At 63.8% G+C, this 17,113-nt stretch carries 15 protein-coding genes and 1 pseudogene; 8 read left to right on the top strand and 8 right to left on the bottom strand.

Annotated features, from left to right (window positions below; all coding sequences use genetic code 11):
- Nucleotides 1-41 precede the first annotated feature (41 nt).
- Together ACZ50N_RS20010 and ACZ50N_RS20005 are read left to right on the top strand one after the other, a co-directional pair.
- Nucleotides 42-2,174: a heavy metal translocating P-type ATPase gene (locus ACZ50N_RS20010; RefSeq protein WP_024444590.1), complete on the top strand. Its 2,133-nt coding sequence runs from the start codon at nt 42-44 to the stop codon at nt 2,172-2,174.
- Nucleotides 2,175-2,389: 215 nt separating this feature from the next.
- The gene (locus ACZ50N_RS20005) at nt 2,390-2,896 is read left to right on the top strand and encodes a pyridoxamine 5'-phosphate oxidase family protein (protein WP_064280685.1); all 507 of its coding nucleotides are present in this window, start codon (nt 2,390-2,392) and stop codon (nt 2,894-2,896) included.
- Nucleotides 2,897-2,930: 34 nt separating this feature from the next.
- On the opposite strand, the gene ACZ50N_RS20000 is transcribed toward ACZ50N_RS20005, so the two are convergent.
- The 5 genes and pseudogenes from ACZ50N_RS20000 to ACZ50N_RS19980 form a co-directional block, all read right to left on the bottom strand.
- Nucleotides 2,931-3,815 carry a hypothetical protein gene (locus ACZ50N_RS20000; RefSeq protein WP_082909142.1) on the bottom strand — a complete coding sequence of 295 codons (885 nt, stop codon included), beginning with the start codon at nt 3,813-3,815 and terminating at the stop codon, nt 2,931-2,933.
- 234 nt (nt 3,816-4,049) lie between these two features.
- On the bottom strand, nt 4,050-5,012 hold the full coding sequence (locus ACZ50N_RS19995; RefSeq protein WP_064280684.1) for an AAA family ATPase: 963 nt from the start codon (nt 5,010-5,012) through the stop codon (nt 4,050-4,052).
- An 878-nt stretch (nt 5,013-5,890) separates the two neighbouring features.
- A pseudogene (locus tag ACZ50N_RS19990) lies at nt 5,891-6,223 on the bottom strand (DUF3703 domain-containing protein); the annotation flags it as partial.
- Between the two features lie 37 nt (nt 6,224-6,260).
- A complete protein-coding gene (locus ACZ50N_RS19985) occupies nt 6,261-8,396 on the bottom strand; it encodes a heavy metal translocating P-type ATPase (RefSeq protein WP_064280683.1) in 2,136 nt (711 codons plus the stop codon).
- Entirely contained in the window at nt 8,389-8,772 is a 384-nt protein-coding gene (locus tag ACZ50N_RS19980) for an ArsR/SmtB family transcription factor (RefSeq protein WP_064280706.1), read from the bottom strand. The genes ACZ50N_RS19985 and ACZ50N_RS19980 overlap by 8 nt, the downstream gene beginning before the upstream one ends.
- Nucleotides 8,773-8,796: 24 nt before the next feature.
- Between ACZ50N_RS19980 and ACZ50N_RS19975 the strand changes: the two genes are divergently transcribed.
- Nucleotides 8,797-9,480, top strand: coding sequence for a DsbA family protein (locus ACZ50N_RS19975; protein WP_064280682.1), 684 nt, complete (start codon nt 8,797-8,799; stop codon nt 9,478-9,480).
- Between the two features lie 206 nt (nt 9,481-9,686).
- Here the strand turns inward: ACZ50N_RS19975 and ACZ50N_RS19970 are convergent, their stop codons facing one another.
- Nucleotides 9,687-10,217 carry a DUF1942 domain-containing protein gene (locus ACZ50N_RS19970; protein ID WP_064280705.1) on the bottom strand — a complete coding sequence of 177 codons (531 nt, stop codon included), beginning with the start codon at nt 10,215-10,217 and terminating at the stop codon, nt 9,687-9,689.
- Between the two features lie 197 nt (nt 10,218-10,414).
- Here ACZ50N_RS19970 and ACZ50N_RS19965 point away from each other — a divergent pair, with 197 nt between their 5' ends.
- The gene (locus ACZ50N_RS19965) at nt 10,415-11,569 is read left to right on the top strand and encodes a methyltransferase domain-containing protein (RefSeq protein ID WP_235716664.1); all 1,155 of its coding nucleotides are present in this window, start codon (nt 10,415-10,417) and stop codon (nt 11,567-11,569) included.
- Between the two features lie 179 nt (nt 11,570-11,748).
- On the opposite strand, the gene ACZ50N_RS19960 is transcribed toward ACZ50N_RS19965, so the two are convergent.
- Nucleotides 11,749-12,180 carry a hypothetical protein gene (locus tag ACZ50N_RS19960; RefSeq protein WP_064280681.1) on the bottom strand — a complete coding sequence of 144 codons (432 nt, stop codon included), beginning with the start codon at nt 12,178-12,180 and terminating at the stop codon, nt 11,749-11,751.
- Between the two features lie 611 nt (nt 12,181-12,791).
- On the opposite strand from ACZ50N_RS19960, the gene ACZ50N_RS19955 reads away from it, so the two are divergent.
- Together ACZ50N_RS19955 and ACZ50N_RS19950 are read left to right on the top strand one after the other, a co-directional pair.
- Nucleotides 12,792-13,187: a hypothetical protein gene (locus ACZ50N_RS19955; RefSeq protein ID WP_234788708.1), complete on the top strand. Its 396-nt coding sequence runs from the start codon at nt 12,792-12,794 to the stop codon at nt 13,185-13,187.
- A 2-nt stretch (nt 13,188-13,189) separates the two neighbouring features.
- On the top strand, nt 13,190-13,708 hold the full coding sequence (locus ACZ50N_RS19950; RefSeq protein WP_234788707.1) for a hypothetical protein: 519 nt from the start codon (nt 13,190-13,192) through the stop codon (nt 13,706-13,708).
- A gap of 185 nt (nt 13,709-13,893) precedes the next feature.
- On the opposite strand, the gene ACZ50N_RS19945 is transcribed toward ACZ50N_RS19950, so the two are convergent.
- On the bottom strand, nt 13,894-14,070 hold the full coding sequence (locus ACZ50N_RS19945) for a hypothetical protein (RefSeq protein ID WP_185292653.1): 177 nt from the start codon (nt 14,068-14,070) through the stop codon (nt 13,894-13,896).
- Nucleotides 14,071-15,123: 1,053 nt separating this feature from the next.
- On the opposite strand from ACZ50N_RS19945, the gene ACZ50N_RS19940 reads away from it, so the two are divergent.
- Nucleotides 15,124-16,056, top strand: coding sequence for an EspK C-terminal domain-containing protein (locus ACZ50N_RS19940; RefSeq protein WP_234788706.1), 933 nt, complete (start codon nt 15,124-15,126; stop codon nt 16,054-16,056).
- A gap of 898 nt (nt 16,057-16,954) precedes the next feature.
- Entirely contained in the window at nt 16,955-17,095 is a 141-nt protein-coding gene (locus tag ACZ50N_RS19935) for a hypothetical protein (RefSeq protein ID WP_156448508.1), read from the top strand.
- The last annotated feature ends 18 nt before the right edge of the window (nt 17,096-17,113 follow it).

The raw sequence follows: 17,113 nt of genomic DNA, 5'->3' as shown, positions 1-17,113 counted from the left end.
ATGCGCGTCGACTGAAACGCGAAGTCCCCTAAGGAAAGAACATGACAAACCGCGATGACCACGGCGTAGCAACATCCCACCCTGGCGGGCACGCCCACCACCAATTCCCCAGCGCACACCCTGACACCCACCCACACGGCGAACACCACGGCCATGACAATCACACCGGCCACACTGGCCATAGCGGCCACGGCGGTGACCACGTGGCCCAATTCCGCAAGCTCTTCTGGATCAACCTGATCATCGCCATACCGGTCGTCGCGTTCTCGACCATGTTCGCGATGCTGCTCGGTTACGACGTCCCCGACTTCCCCGGCGCACGCTGGATCGCGCCCCTGCTCGGGACAGTGATGTACGTCGTCGGTGGCCGCCCCTTCCTCACCGGTGCGCTGAACGAGGTCCGTTCCCGCAAACCAGGAATGATGCTCCTGATCGGACTGGCGATCACCGTCGCCTTTTTCGCGTCCTGGGGCGCGAGCTTGGGCCTGCTCCACCACGAGCTGGAATTCTGGTGGGAACTCGCCCTTCTCATCGTCATCATGCTGCTCGGCCACTGGGTAGAAATGCGCTCGCTGGCCCAGACCACCTCAGCGCTGGACTCACTGGCCGCACTACTTCCCGACGAAGCCGAGAAGATCGACGGCGACCGCACCGTCACCGTCTCGCCGACCGACCTGCACGTCGGCGATGTCGTTGTAGTCCGACCCGGCGGCAGCATCCCTGCCGACGGCAAGATCGTCGACGGACGCGCCGACATGGACGAGTCCATGGTGACCGGCGAATCCCGGCCCGTTACCCGCGGCGTCGGGGATCCCGTCACAGCCGGCACCGTCGCCACCGATTCCGGGCTTCGGGTCGAGATCACCGCCACCGGCGACGACACCGCCCTAGCAGGCATCCAACGCCTAGTCACCGAAGCGCAGAATTCGTCCTCGCGTGCCCAGCGCCTTGCTGACAAGGCCGCCGGCTGGCTGTTCTGGTTCGCCCTGATCACCGCCGCGATCACCGCGGCGGCATGGACAATCGTCGGCAATCCCGATGCCTCGGTGGTAAGAGCGATCACCGTGCTGGTCATCGCCTGCCCTCATGCGCTGGGCCTGGCGATACCACTGGTCGTGTCCATCGCCACCGAACGCGCCGCCAGAGGCGGCGTCTTGATCAAAGATCGGCTGGCCCTGGAAGGTATGCGCACTGTCGACGCCGTGCTGTTCGACAAGACCGGCACCCTGACGAAAGGCGAACCCACCGTCACCGCCGTCGAGGCGACCGGAGACGACGACGGCGACATCGTGCTCGCGCTCGCCGCCGCCGCCGAGACCGACAGTGAACACCCCCTGGCGCGGGCCATCGTGAAAGCCGCCGAGGATAGGGGATTAACGGTGCCGCGCGCCAGCGGCTTCTCGTCCTCTCCTGCCGTCGGTGTGACTGCGACGGTCGACGGGCACGAAATCCGAGTGGGCGGCCCCCGACTTCTCGAAGAAGTCGGCGCCCAGGAGGTCCCCGCGGCCACCGCGTGGCGCGGCGAAGGCGCCATCATTCTGCACGTCATCCGCGACGGAGAGGTGCTCGGCGGCCTGCGCTTGGCCGACGAGATCCGCCCCGAATCCCGCGAAGCCGTCGATGCGCTTCACAAGCTTGGCGTGCAAGTCGTCATGATCACCGGCGACGCCGAAGCCGTCGCCAATAGTGTCGGCCACCAGCTGGGCATCGACCGGGTGTTCGCGGGGGTGCGCCCCGAAGACAAGGCGTCGAAAGTTGCTGCCCTGCAACACGAGGGCAAGAAGGTTGCCATGGTCGGCGATGGAGTCAACGATGCCCCCGCCTTGGCGCAGGCCGATGTCGGCATCGCCATCGGTGCCGGCACTGACGTCGCCATCGCTTCCGCCGGTGTCATCCTGGCCAGTTCCGACCCCCGCTCGGTGCTGTCGGTCATCGAGCTGTCCCGCGCCAGCTACCGCAAGATGAAACAGAATCTCTGGTGGGGCGCCGGGTACAACCTCATCTCTGTGCCCCTGGCTGCTGGTGTGCTGGCACCCATCGGCATCGTGCTGCCCATGTCGGTCGGCGCCATCCTCATGTCACTGTCAACGATCGTCGTCGCGCTCAACGCGCAACTTCTGCGCCGCCTCGATTTGACGCCCGAGGCGAGCACCCGCGCCGTTCTCAACCGTTAGGGGACGGCCCACCATGTGGAGCATCCGGCGACCATGTGAAGTTCGAATCGCCGCTCCCAACCATGTGGAGCTTCGCACGAAGAAAGCAAATGCAGTCGCCGGTCGAATTCTCAATTATCCGTCGACCGCCGGTACCTTCGGATGCGCCGTAGACGGCGTGTAGCTGAGCGACAAGCCACCCAATCGGAGCCGGGGAAGCGGAGGAAGGAGCACCAGTGACCGACCTCGCCACTGTCGAAAATTCGATTCGACGACGGTCGTTCGGCACCCTGTCGACGCTCGATAGCAGCGGCAACCCCCACGCGACGGCCGTCACGTACGCAGCGGCCGGTGAAGGCACAAACCTGACGTTGTACATCACGACCCGTACTACGAACGTCAAGGTTAAAAACATTCGACGACGCCCACAGGTAGCCTTCGTCATTCCCGTGCCGCACCGCTTTCTCCCCATGATGCCGCCGGCAGCTGTGCAGTTTGCGGGGTCGGCCACAATACTGAACCACGAAAACGCCGACGCGCGAGGGGCATTCCACGCGGACTGGTTTCTCCGTCGCATTCTCGCCGCCGAGGAGCGCATCGTCTCTCAGCGTGCTGAGCTGTGCTTCATCGCAGTCCGGCCGAGGCGATGGTTATCCACCTACGGCATCGGAATGTCGGCCCTCGACATCGTGCGTCATCCGGGCGACGCCATCGGGCGGGCAGACCTGACGGGCGGAAACTAGCCGTCAGGCCGTGGATTGGCCATACAGACGTAGGTCAATGCACATGGTCGTGGTCTTGGTGGTCGTCTAGCGGCGTCGCCGCTGGAAGCGGCTCGCTGATGGGCACGGGCGTAGCCTGCTCAGGCGCGCCGCCAGAGCCAGCGCCTGGTGCAGGAGCTTCGACTGGGCGCACGGCAGGCGGGGAAGACGTCGGCTCCAAATCGTAATTGTGATGGTCGTCGACGTGTTCTGCACCGGTTCCGTGATCATCGGAGGCGGGCTCCCCAGCGGGCGCTGCAGGGGATGGTTCAGGATGGCTGTGATGGTCGTCAGTCTGCTCTGCACCAGGTCCGTGGTGATGAGCCCCTGCTTCAGCGCCGGCTGGGGCGTGGTGGCCGTGCCGTAGACCAGAGGCAGCGCCCACTGTGGACGCCAACGTGACGATCCCAATCGCGCCCAGGAGCACCATGGCACTGCCGAAGGCGGGCACCGGTTCTCCTTGAAGGCCGCGGTGCCAGACCCAGCCAGCGCCCATGACGACATAGATCTGAAGCAGCAACGCGCATAGGTCCGCGGCTTGGATCAGTTCGGCTTGACCGGCGTGGGGCCCGAGCGGCGCTCCCGCGGTTCTCGACACGGACCAAAGCGCAATAACGGCAAGGTTGACCATGATGCCAAGAGCTAGCACCGGGGTGGTGGTACGGGTGAGTACTAGCCGCGCCCACAACAGTTGGAACAGCGCGATTGCCGTAAAAAACAGGCCCGCTGGCATCCATTCCTGCCAGTGCGTGGGAACGACGGCGAAGTGGATTACAGAAGCGCCTAGTGAGGCGAGCGCGGCAAGCCGAGCCGCTAACCGGCTGTCGGTCTTCTTCGCTGTCCTAGGCGCCACCGAACAAGGATGACAGCGCCACCCTAGACACTGGCTGCACGAGGCCACATCTCAACCCGACCGAGATTCATTCGTCATCAACTACTGCCGTCCTACGTAGATGGATCGATGCGACCCTTCGTCTGCGAGTCTCAACCACCGCCGTTTGGCGATAACCAACACCGGCTTCTCTTGAGACCTCGCCGATGCGGCAGTAGCGCACGTCGCTGTTCGCGTCCGGAACTGGCTCAGATTGTCGACGGGACTACGCGCGTCACCGTGCGGGGCGCCGAAGGACAGAGGTCACATCTGCCTCATGGCGTTGCGCTGCTTGAGCTGTTCGCGCACCACATCCTCGATACGGCCATCGGGTAGCGACAACACATAGCGCCGCATGACATCCAGCGCAAACTCCTCAATGTCGGCGTAGCTGGCACCGGCAAGCTTGTCGGCGAGGGTGCGCGGCGCCATACCGAGGTTCCCGCCGAGCCGCATACGCAGCTGCTCGAGAAAAGTCGTGGCCTGTATGCGCGACGGGGGATGCAGTGCTAACCGCACCTGAAAGCGGCGCCATGCCGCGCGGTCGAGCAGTTCGCCATGGTTGGTCGCGCAGACGGCGACGACGTGGGAGGGCAAGCGATCGATCTGTAGGAGCAGCGTCGAAACGACGCGCTTGATCTCGCCGGTTTCGTGCGCGTCGGAGCGCTCCTTGGCGATGGTGTCGAACTCGTCGAAAAAGAGCACGCAGCGCCGAGTCCTTGCGAACTCGAAAACGTGATCGATTCGACTCGTTGTCTCTCCAAGAAAGCTAGATACAACTCCCTCGTAACGCACGGCGTAGAACGGCACCATCAACTCCGCTGCCAACACTTCAGCAAGCGAGGTTTTACCGTTACCAGGCGGACCTTCCAAAAGGATGCGGTTACGCGGTTCCAGGCCGTGGCTGCGGAGAAGCTCGCTACGGTGATGCTCCTCGATGATCTCGTTCACCGCCGCCGTGACGGCAGGCGCCAGATGCACCTCTGACAATCGCCGTTTAGGCACAATTTCGGTGACCAGATCAGCGACCTGGCGGGCGGTGTCATCACGGGCGAGCAGGCTGCGAGCACCGGCAGTGGTGATCAATTCGGACAGACGATCAGCCACAAGATGGTGCTGATTGTTGCGCTCCTCGGCGATGATCGCCTCCACCAGCATGCGAAAGCGGGCGACGTCGCCACGCTGCTGCGCCTCGACCAGATCAATCACTAGGTCAGACCTCGCCATGTGGCCCCTCCTTGCGCAATGCGCTCGCTCGATCATTGCAGATGCGTTCACCACCGCGGGTTCGGCGCCGTACTGTGTCGTGCCCGCTAGCAGCGCCAACAGCGCTCAGATAGTTGTCCGAGTTCTGCCGTAGTGTTCTTCGACCGCCCTGCGGCCACTGATCGCACGGGTGGCTTGTCGCCAGCTACCCGGGAGTGTCTCAGAGGCGTATTGGTGCGCCGGGCGGTCACGCTCGTCGGCGTTGGTCTAGTTCCGGACAGCAGGCCCCGCGACGCTCTGCGTGTCGGTGAGGCGAAGCTGCGTTGGCACGGCAGCAGCGCTGAGGTGTCGAGCTGGTCGCGGCCGTGACAGGCCTTCCGGTCACCGGTTTCGTCGTGGTTCACGTCGACAAAGACGCTGATGACCGCCGACATCGACGAAAGTGCATGGAGTTTCTTCTGCCGCACTTGGCGTTGATGCCGTGCCCACCGGCGAGCCGATCTTGGAGCTGGACACTCGGTCACTTCTGAGGACGTCGACCACGCGACACAGCGCGCCGAGGAAGCGAGACAGCGCGCCGAAACGCCCACCTGTCCGCAGCCCATCTCCACGAACAGGCCGGCGACGCACATCAGCGGGCAGCCGAGGTTCACGACCAAGCACCGTCAGCAGGCGTCGGAGACGTCACTGCGCACAAGGCCAAAGCTCAACGTCATCGCAGAGCGGCCACTTCCGATCGAGAGGCCGCTTCGCGCGACTACTACGACGCCGAGCAAGAACGTCACTAGTTGACTGTCTCGTTTCTGAAAATTTGAGACCAATCAGTTCCTGTCTTGATTCATCGAGACGAAGATTAGACCCCTGTCGTCTCGAACGGGTCTCGGCTTCACCCGTTGCTTGATGGCGGCGGCGAGGTCGTCTGGGATGGGCATGGGTGTCATGAGGCCCGCGTTGACGCGGCCGGTGTTGCCGACCGGGTAGCGGCCAGTCATCGAGCCGGGGGCGGCGACGATGAGGCGCAGGACTTGGCCGATGGCTTCGCGGCGGTCGTGTTGGCGAAGTGCGAGCGCCAGCATGGCGGCGTGGTTGCAGGTGTGCAACCAGGGACTTGGTTGGGAGACGATGTGTGCCCGCTCCAAGTGTCGCCACCGGGTCGCGGGGTCTGCGGCGTGTTTCGCGGCGGTCATTTCCGCTCGGTAGACCTTGCGGGCCTGCTCACTGATTCGTGGCATTGAGTTGGCTCCTGTCGTGGGGATGAGCTTGGTGGGGCTATCGGCGGCTGGTCCGCTTGGTGGGTGCGGTCGTGCCGTTGACGGCCGGTGGAGATGCGGTGGGGGCGCAGCAGTCGCACCCGTGCTCATCCTGTGCCGGGGCTGGGGTGATCAGGGAAAGGCTGATGCTGGTGGCGGGGGTCTGCGCGGACTGTAGAGGGCTGCAGCAGGGGTCGTCGAGGACGGGTGCTGGGCCGATGTCGAGGGTGTGGGTTGTGGTTCGCGGGGTTGTCGCTGTGACGCCGGGAAGGGCGGTGATGCGGGCGGAGCGGATGGCGTTGAGGATGACGAATATTTCGGTGGTTTCGTGGATCAGGACCACGGTGGCCAGGCCCAGGACGCCGAAGGCGGCCAGCGGTATCAGGACGGCGATGATGGCCAGCGAGAACGCGATGTTCTGCACCATGATCCGGCGGGCGTGGCGCGAGTGGGCCAGCACCTGGGGTAGGTGCCGAAGGTCCTCGCCCATCAGGGCGACGTCGGCGGTTTCGATGGCGACGTCGGTGCCCATGGCGCCCATGGCGATGCCGATGTCGGCGGTGGCCAGCGCGGGGGCGTCGTTGATGCCGTCGCCGACCATGGCGATGGGTCGGCCCGTGGAGAGGGTCGGCAGCAGGGCTGCCTTGTCTTCGGGTAGCAGCTCGGAGTGCACGGTGGTGATGCCGGCGTCGGCGGCCACCGTGTCCGCGGTGCGGGTGTTGTCGCCGGTGAGCATGGCCACCGTGATGCCCATTCGCTTCAACAGACGGACGGCTTCGGCGGCTTCGGGGCGAAGTTCATCGCGCACGGCGATGGCGGCGACCGGCTGGTCGTCGCGGGCGAGCACCACCACGGTGGCGCCGGCGGCCTGCAACCGCTCCACGTCAGCGGCGAGTGGTCCGGGGGCGACCCAGGAGGGTTTCCCCAGGCGCAGCCGGTGGCCGTCGAGGTCACCGTGCAGGCCGTGGCCAGCCAGTGCGGTCACATCGCTGGCGGCCGGCGAGTCGCCGGCGGCGGTCAGGATCGCTTGAGCCAGTGGGTGTTCGCTGCGCATCTCCAGGGCCGCTGCCCACCGCAGGGCGTCGGCGTCGCTGAGGTCGTCGGTGGTGATCACCTCGACGACGCGGGGCTGGTTGCGGGTGAGCGTGCCGGTCTTGTCGAGGGCGACGACGGTGATGCGGCCAAGTTCTTCCACCGCCGCGCCACCCTTGATCAGGGCGCCGTGGCGGGTGGCGGCCCCGATGGCCGCGACCACGGTCAACGGGACCGCGATCGCCAGTGCGCACGGTGAGGCGGCCACGAGCACCACCAGTGCCCGTTCCAGCCACAGCATCGGATCACCCAACACCGCGCCCACCGCGGCGATCACCGCGGCCAACGCCATGATCGCCGGCACCAGCGGACGGGCGATCCGATCCGCCATTCGTTGCCCGGCGCCCTTGCGTTCCTGGGCTTGCTCGACGATGTGCACGATCCGCGCCAGGGAACTGTCGGCGGCCGGGGCGGTGACCTCGACCTCTATCGCTCCGCCGCCGTTGATGGCACCGGCGAACACGTCGCTGCCGGGCCCGGCTTCCACGGGCACCGATTCGCCGGTGATCGCCGACAGGTCCAGGCTCGTCTGACCGGCTCGGATGGTGCCATCGGTGGCGGCGCGTTCACCGGGACGGATCACCATGACGTCACCGATGACGAGATCCTGGGGGGCAACGGTCGTCTCGATGCCGTCCCGCAGCACCGAGGCCTTCGGCGGCACCAGCGACAACAGGGAGCGCAGCCCGCGACGGGTCCGGCTGACGGCGTAGTGCTCCAAGCCCTCGGCGATCGAGAACAGGATGCCCAGCAAGGCGGCCTCGGCGAACTGACCCAACGCGACTGCGCCGATCGCGGCGATCGTCATCAACGTGCCGACCCCGATACGGCCATGCCGCAGATTACGCACCGCATCGGGCACGAACGTGATCGCGCCGGCAGCGACTGCAGCCAGCTCGACGGCGTGTGCGATGCCCTCGTAGCCGACCCGCCCGGCAATCCAGCTCACAGCGAGCAGCACCGCGGCCAGCGCCGCGAACTGCAATTCCCGTATTTGCCAAAGCCTTTCGGGACCCGCGTCGGGTTCGACGTCGTTGCGTGGCCCGCAGCACGCATCAGACACGATTGGCTTCCTTAGCGCTAGTTGCGGCCACGCTCGGCAAAACAGCTGCGGTTAACTCGCGTCCGCGCTCGGTCAGCTGATACATGACCAACTTGCCCTGACGGCGCGACGACACCAGCGCCGCGTTCTTGAGCTGGCGCAGATGGTGGGACACCAAGCCTTGCGGCTGTCCGACCACCCAGGCCATATCGCACACGCACAATTCGTCGCCGGCCGCCAGGGCGGCCGCAATGGACAACCGGGTCGCATCGCTGAGGCCGCGCGCCGCCGCGGCGGCGGCCTGGACGGTGGCGCTGTCGGGCACCGTGGCGCGAATGGACTCCGCGTGGGGCAGGTTCAGGCAGAGCAGATCGCAGGTATCCACCGGTTCACTCATATCCATATACTAAAGTACGTCGATATGAACATGAAAGGTCTCGGAGCGATCCTGACCAACACCCGCGTTCTGCTGACCGTCTTCGTTATCGCGTTAGCAACGATCGGGACCGCGGTGTTCCTCTCGGTCCGAGGAACCGACTCGGCGCCTCCGATTCAACTTGATGGGGCAGCCGGACAGACGGTCCGAGACAACAGTCACCGGCTCAACTCGGTACCCGACAGCGACGCCTACTTCGTGGAATTCCTCGATTTCGAGTGCGAGGGCTGTCGCGCGGTGTATCCCGCCATTGAGCAGCTGCGCGCCGAGTACGGCGATCGGGTGAACTTCGTGCTGCGCTACTTCCCGCTGCGCTCGCACTTCAACGCCGAGCGCGCCGCACGCGCGGTCGAGGCCGCCGCCCAACAAGGCCAACTCGAACCCATGTACCGGAAAATGTATGAGACACAAGCAGAATGGGGCGAGCAGCAGACTCCCGCCGACGACGTATTCCGCGGCTTCGCCCAGCAACTCGGCCTGGACATGAGCGCATTCGACGACACCTACAACGACCCGGCCACCCTGGAACGCATCCAGCTCGACATCGCCGACGGCACCGCATTAGGCGTGCAAGGAACCCCGACCTTCTTCCTCAACGGCGAACGCATCCAGCCGCGCAGTTATGAAGACCTCTCCACAGCGCTTGACCAGGCTTTGGTGCGCGGATAGACGTCTGTCTCGTATCTACTGAACGGCATCGGTTGCCTCACGTGGCAAGGGCGTGGAAAGAAGACCCTTAAGAATATTCGGCCTGGTTTATCAGATCCCTGGCTCGCTTTCATCGCAACCTGGCAGACCTGCAGCGCGTGACCCATGGTTTCACCGTCTGGCCCGCCCGCCACACGGGTCGGCCGCCAGACAATGGCTGCTCGTCCCTACATCTTTCCCGCACAGCAGGGGCACGGTTCCTTCATGTTGGCGCAGCAAGGGCATGCGTCCATCGGCATCGCCATCATCGTCTCGCCGCAGCACCACATCAGTGGCCTGGCGCCACCGGCGGTGTACGTGACCGCCATGGGGTACTCGCTGGTGACGTCAAAGTAGATCTTGCCGGTGGCCGTCTGCCCTTGAGTCAAGGTGGCCGGGGAAATTCCCCGCGGGCTGGCCATCTGCCACAGCGCTGGGTAGCGGGCGCCTACAGAGGTTGCGGCGAAGTTGGGGATTACCGGTGTCGAAGTGCCCAAGATCGCCGTCACCGTCGCGGTCGCTTCCCACAGCTGGCCGGCCACCGGGAAGTCAGGCACATCACCGCTTTTCTTCAGATCCGCGACCGACCAACTCTGAATGCCACCACCGTCCGCTACCTGCTGATGCGCTCCAAAGCGGTGCAAACAGTGCTCCGCCGCCGACGCCGCCCCAGCCGAGCCCAGTCCCGCCATCGGCGCCATCACAGCCAATACCGCCATCAAACAGAACTTGAGCACATCTACTCCCTACCGTGGGGCCCGGCAAAGTAATCGCCTCGCGTCTACAACCTACGTACCGAGATAGTAGATGATGTCAGAAGCCGATCGACATGGCCTTGCCCTGGGCTCCTATGACGACGGTTGACACCCGCCGCTGAATCGGAAGAGGTCGCCACGCGGTCAAGCACCATCGCCACTTGCCGGTCAACCGTCTGCAACTCTTCCCGCCGCGCCCGAAATCAGGAGCACCTTCGCTATCTGTAATCAGCAAATGCTTCGCCGCCGACACCCAGCTCATCACTGGCGTCGTTAGTGGGCGGCGTCGCGTCGGGCCGGGTCGGTCCGGCGTCGAAGGCGGCCATTTCAACGTAAGGCCGGTTACTGTCAGCGCAACCGGAAACAAGTTTTTGACCGGAGGTATTGACGTGGCAGTGCGAGGGGAGCGAATCCTGGCTGCAGCGCTGGCAGCAGCGGGAAGTCGGCGATTCCGGAACCGGATCGCCGGGCAAGCCGCCCGCTACTGGTCGGCGCCCACAGGATCGGCCTGGGAAGCGAACTCGCACTGGCGCAACGGAATCGGCGATCAAGCCTGGCTGGAGGTTGGTGACGACCATTGGAAGATCTATGAGACCTTCGCCCGAGCCCTTAATTCGCCCAGCCCGAACACGGTGATGGAGTGGGGCGCCGGCGGCGGGGCCAACGCCGTGGCTTTCGCCCCCCATGCGCAGCGCTTCATCGCCGCCGACATCTCCGAAGAAAACCTCGACGAATGCGTCCGACAAGTCCGCGCAACTTGCACGACACCCGTCGAGACACGGCGCATCGACCTCACCTGCCCCGAACAAGCCACCGTCGGATTGGCGGGCAGCAGCGACGTCTTCCTGTGTCTATACGTGATCGAATTAACGACCGACACCGACGCGGTACGGGCCATCCTTGAAATCGCCCGCACCGTGTTGGCTCCCGAAGGCATGGCGTTGGTCCAGATCAAGTACCACACCAGCGATCGTCGGACCCGCGGCTTCGCCGGGACGGCCTACGACCGAAACCTCGCATCGACCACCACCTTCACCATTGAAGAGTTTTGGAACCTGGCGGCAGAGTGCGGACTCACCCCAAGGCTAATCACTTTGGTGCCGGAAAACCGTCTCGACAGCCGCTACGCCTACTACGCCCTCACAAATCCAGCCGCCGTGCAACCCGCGCCGCCTGACGAGCACCTGCTCGACGTCAAGTACACAGAGTTCGCCGCCACATTCAACGCTGACGTCGCCGACGCAGAGAGGCGCGCGGCGCGCGGCAACTACATAAGCCGCCGTGAGGGCGAACAACCGTCGACGACTGACGGTTAAACGGCTTGCCGCTGATTGGTGTAGTAACCGACTCTCCCTGCGTGGACGGCGCGGTGGCATCGTGGGCAGTTCGGATCATTCCGAGCAGCCAGCCCCTAGTTGCTCGCGAATTTGGCTGTGGTGGTGGACGATAGCGCGCGGCTCGTCCTACGTTTGCGTCTATGAGCGGAAGTGAGAAGTTACGGGCGCGCAAGCGTGCGGTGGAAGCGCAGCGCAGGGCGAACGAGAAACGCGCGAGCCTTGAACGTGCCAATGTAGACGATGCCGCCTCGGTTCGTGTGCTGCTCCAGCGGCTGGGCGCCGTTGACGCTTGGGAGAGTGCGCGCCTCGATCAAGTGAATGAAAACGTGCGCACGGACGCAGCCCGCAAGCGTGTGAGTCATTTCGTCAACCTGCAAACGGTTACTGGGCGGATGAGGGACCGCGGTCAGACGATCGCGTCGATCGCTACTCTCGCTGAGGTCGAGGTTCGCGACCTCCAAAATGTCCTTTGCAGAGCGCGTGCTGACGAGGGCGGCGCGCAGCGTGCAACGGAGTCTCGAAACGCCGCGGCCCTCCGCGCAAACGGCGCAAGTCTGGGGAGCCATAGCGCAGTTGGCGTTGACCATCATCAACCGATCGCAGCGGACAACTACCCGACATCAGATCCGAACCGGTGCGTCCGTTGCGACGCGGTCATGCTAGATCCCGAAGTCACTTCCCGGCGGGGGCGTCCGCGTCGCTATTGCTCTGACACGTGCCGCAGAGACGCCTCGGCCGCGCGTACAGCAGCACAGCGGCACGGAGAACCGATTCGCATCGTCGAGGTTCCTCGTGCTGCCGTCCGAAGTGCATCGGGTACACAGCAACACGGTGCCACCGCTCCGGTAATTCGTTCCGCATGCGACGCGGTAGAATTCGCGCTCCGAAACGCGGATGCCATGAAGATATTATTGTCGAGTGTGGCTGAGCGGGCACGGCGTAAAGAGTTGGACCGCAGCACATTTGAGGCCGCCCGAGAACTCGCCAAAGTGGTCTATCCAAATAGGAATTAACGCGTACCCTGGCTCGGCGCTACCCCGTCAGATGCGACGCATGTCGTGTTCCGCCTTCACTTGATGGGGCATTGCTGGCCATGCAAACAGGCGGCGGCATCAATTCCAGCGTGACTGATCCTGACATATGAGAGTTCGGCTGGAATCAAACGTTCTGGACATGACGCGGCTGCCAGTGTCCTGTTTGCTTGAAATTGCAGATCAGCCCACTGAACTGGGAGTATCCGCTAAACGAATGTGTGCTCAGCTGTGGCGAAGTGTCTGTGCGAAGCGGTACTTTATGGGTCATGGAGCGTCTAGATCTGCAGCCGGCCACCGCGTGGGGCGGAATTGCGGCAGCTGGCGTGGCCGGTTCAGACGCCGCGTCTGTTGAACCGGCCGGTCCAATCGCTAGCGGCAGTCTGTCCATCATCGACGCCGCAGCCGGCCTCGCAGACTTCACTTCTGTCGCTGCCCAGCAGGGTCACGCGGCGGGGCTCCTTCTGCGGGTTGAAGCATTAAGCACTGCAGCGGCCGCAGCAGTGAATTCCCTTGTTGTCGTTGATGAACTGAACGCGACACAGCTTCGTTCCGTGGTGGAGTGACTGTGAGCAAGCTGGCGTTCTACCTCGCGGTCGTTAGCACCGTCGTTGCCATCATGTCACTCGCTGTGAGTCTCAAGATCTTCCCAAGTGGGCAGTCTGAACACGCGATAAGGCCGTCGACCTCGTCCACGTCTGCTGCGGAGCCCTCAGAAAAGCGCGACGCAGCAATTGAGGCGTGTGTTGGCCTGAGGAACTTCAAGAGCGGTGTTGGGATTGCGCGTGGCGCCTTCATCGATCGCGTCGACCGGGCCAATGACTGGGAGTCATCACAAAGCCTGGGGGTGCAGGGCTACTACTTCAGCGCGGTGGGTGCGGAGTTGAACTATATGGCCACCCGGCTAGGTCCAGGCGTACCACGAGAAATTGTTGATGCGCTCGCTGATGTCCGGCGGTCGATCGTGGCTGTGGTCGACGCAGATTTGCGCCGTGAACCCGCATCCGTTTCCAACGACATGGTTGATCAGTACTCGAGTGCCCTGCGGGCCGCTGAAAGTGCCTGCGAAGAAACGGGGGCCGGCTAATGGCCGCTCCACCACCCGCTCGTAGCTATTCACGCTTCATCGTGGCGCCCGATGTATGGCCGGTCACCCGCGAGCAATCTGAAGGACGGGCTGCTGCTCAACGTCGTCTGGCGATGGCGACTGCGGCTGCAGTAGATGCTCACCGGGTCGCCTTGCACGGCTTGCAGGTTGTCGGTGTGGCGCAGTCAAATGGTTTCGAAGCAATGCACGCTGCCTACAGGCGTATTCAGGTTCGGGCCGACGATAAGGCCGACGCGGATAAGGCTGCCGCTGATCTGATGCAGAGTGTTGCGGCGATCCAGATGAGTGCTGAGCTGATGATTGACACGATTGATGCTGAGGCACATCAACAACTGGTACACGTGCCGAGCAGAAGTCCCACCGCTATCAACATCATCACCAGTGCTGCTGCGCGGGCGCGAGGAATCGCAGTAGGGGCAGCCGATGAGATCCGCGCTCTAACTGTGCAATTCGTCCAGGGATTTACGCCTCTGCCGGAGGGACCCCCGAATGGCGATCCGTTTAGTACCGGCGATGACGATCGGTCGACCGATAAGCGATCCGACGAATCGCCTGAGCGTCCACCCGAGGTGGCAGTGGAGACCGGTGATACGCAGCCTCGTCTTTCGGTGCCAGACCCGTCTGATGCCGAATCCAGGTCTGGTAACACTGCGCCGCGGGTCAGCACCGGGCCTACCCCTGGTTCTTCATCGCTGTCACCGCACCCCCCGGCGCAGAGCGCCAGTCCTGCGTCCGTAGCCGCGGTTGGTGACATCGGAAGCAGTGGGGTAGGCCTCGCCGGACCAGGACGTTCCTCATCCATCGGCTCGTTGGCCGCGTTCGGAAGTTCAGCATCTCCGCTATCGGGATCGGGCACTGGAGGAATGTCGCAGTCGGGTTTGGTACGGCCGGCAGTATCTGCATCGCCGTCTCCTGCTGTCGCGCTGCAAGGGGTCATGCCTGCAAGTGGTCCTGCGCCGCTGTCATCGGTCACCGGCGCTCAGACGACTAGCTTCCCTGCTGTCGTAGCCACTGCGACGCCGGCGCAGCCGGCGGCATCTCCGAGTGGAATCTGGCATCCGTTAATAGGAGCGACCACGGGTGCCGTGCCAGCGTCTATTGCCGGGCCGCAGGTAGTGTCGAGTACTAATCCCTATCCAGCGGTTTCAGCACCCTTGCTGCCCCCGGGGCCGCTGGGTCCGCCGCCTTCAGTTCCGGCCGCAATTCCACCGGCCGCCGGTGCTGTCCCATTGATTGGCGGCGCTCACACCTCAATGGCGCCTGCCGGCGCATCGGTCGCGACGGCAGCGTTGACAACTCCCGCCGCGACGCTGCCGTCCCGGGTAGCGGCCGCGGCGGCCCGGGACTTGGAACGGCGGCGCAACGAGTCGAGTGATCTACAGACGGTTAAATGGTTGGCGTGGGAACTGTTGTACGCCACCGAATCCTGCCGAACCTTCGCACTGTGGGCCGTCGGCCTGATGTATTCAGCGGCTGGCGATCGGCATGTTGTGGCGCTGACACATCACGGTGCGGGTTACGTCCCCGCGGGGATTGTGGTCCCTAAGGGCGTGCGGATGCTCTGGTCTGACCAAGCTATTGGAGAGGGCTTTCGTAGCCGATGGATCGGAAATCTCGATCCGGCTGCGACACTGATCGCCTTCGCAGAAGTCAAGGCCGCGGAGCCGGCTGGCTGGCGCTTAGCCGCTGCAGCGACCACCTGGTCGGACGTAACAGCGCTCATGACTGCCGCGCAACGCTGGGGCACTGAATGGGCCACCTGCTCCGGTATGTCCATGCCCGCCTCAATCGGAAAACGTGACGCTATCGCCAACGCGAATACTCCGCACCGATTGGAGCGGGAGTACCCCGACCTTTTCGAGCGTGTAGCGCAACTTCGTGCCAGAGGGCTTACCCAGCGAGCCGCCAAACTGGTCACGGAAGCAATCGTTTCCGACGCGCGCCTTGCGATCGTCGCCGACGGTGGCCCCCGAATTCCGCCGAACTTCGACTCGGTGTGGCCGGCTGCAGCTGACGGCAGAGTAGACGCTTCGGATCGCGCCCGTTTCGCCGAAGCGGTTCAGCAGCAATGGTTCAGCATCGGAATGGTGCAGCCGGGTTGGGAAGATGAACGCACTGACACCGTCTGTGCAGAGTACAGGGGGCAATGGCTTATTTGCCGGGCGCTTGAGGTGGTCCTGGGGTGGATAGCTGACGACAACTGCGGGGCAATGCAGGCGGACCTGCCGCTGGAAGACATGATCTACGCCGCAGCACATGCCTACCTCGACAGTCGGGGAACCGGCTGGATCACTGCAATTTTCGACGCTGCAGGCGGTTCATCCTGAAAATGGATTCGCTCCCTCAGGAGGTAGATGGTGAAGCTTGGCGCGCCGAGCTCGCGCGGCAGCATACGTATCTGGCGAACGTCGTCGATCAAGCATGTGCCTGGACGCGCGAGTTCCACGTGCAAACTGGGGTTGAGCTGTGTGGCAACTACACCTCACTAAAGAGTTATCCCCTGCTGGACTACGCGAACAGGCTGAGACAGCTCAGCTCAGCACTAAAAAGAGTGTGCGCAATTGCTTCGCTACAGCCTCCGCCGCCGACCTGGGACCGCACGACCCTGCATGCGCCCCCGGCTATAGCGGTGCCCGGGCGAGACCCAGATTGGCGACGGGCCGATTACTCGGAAGGCGGTCGGTACCTGCTGATGCTTCAGCCCACTTCGCCACCCGGATACCCGGCTACCGCTCGTGAACAGTGGAGCGCTGCCCTTCGCCTTGCGAGCCCAAGCATCATCGAACGCGAAATCGGTGTGCCGCAACTAGTTGCCTACGGTTGGATGGCTCGATCGGAGTTCGACAAAGCATATCGAGTGGTGCACAGAGCGTTTCTCGACAGTGCGGCCGCCACGTTTGGTCGTGCGTGGGCTACCGGATCTTCCGAGGATGGAACTCGTTCAATGACCGTGCTGGTGAGTTGGATGAAGGCACTGACCGACCATGGGTGCTCCTTGGGTGATTGTGATTCCGTGCTTCGCGACATCGAGGTCGTAGACCCGCAAGCTGTCGCGGATTGCAGAGCAGTCCAGGAAGTTTGGTGCCCTCCCACGCCCTGACCTGCTCCGCCGGCTGATACAAGACCGACGCAAATGCCAGAGTGGCGCCTGCGGCAGTCTTTGGCCTCACGGTGCTTCACTGCTCTCGGGCATGTAACCGGTGACCTCATACTCTTGGACCAATCGTGAAGATCATTGCAATGCAGGACCTCCTAGAGAACTTCGACGAAGTGCTCTTGAGCGTCGAACGAGGGGATTCATTCGAAATCCGGGCGGAGGATGGTCACGCCATCGCCCTGCTGCTGCCGATTCAGGATGAGCTCTAGGACCCAGCCACCCCACCG

It is taken from the genome of Mycolicibacterium obuense (assembly GCF_055397605.1).
This window is presented reverse-complemented; position numbering and strand designations above follow the sequence as displayed.

Coding starts and splice junctions, on each gene's coding strand:
- ACZ50N_RS19995 (WP_064280684.1), bottom strand. CDS start 5,012: ATGGCGAGGTCTGACCTAGTGATTGATCTGGTCGAGGCGCAGCAGCGT.
- ACZ50N_RS19970 (WP_064280705.1), bottom strand. CDS start 10,217: ATGGCGGTATTGGCTGTGATGGCGCCGATGGCGGGACTGGGCTCGGCT.
- ACZ50N_RS19980 (WP_064280706.1), bottom strand. CDS start 8,772: ATGAGTGAACCGGTGGATACCTGCGATCTGCTCTGCCTGAACCTGCCC.
- ACZ50N_RS20010 (WP_024444590.1), top strand. CDS start 42: ATGACAAACCGCGATGACCACGGCGTAGCAACATCCCACCCTGGCGGG.
- ACZ50N_RS19960 (WP_064280681.1), bottom strand. CDS start 12,180: ATGATGGTCAACGCCAACTGCGCTATGGCTCCCCAGACTTGCGCCGTT.
- ACZ50N_RS19975 (WP_064280682.1), top strand. CDS start 8,797: ATGAACATGAAAGGTCTCGGAGCGATCCTGACCAACACCCGCGTTCTG.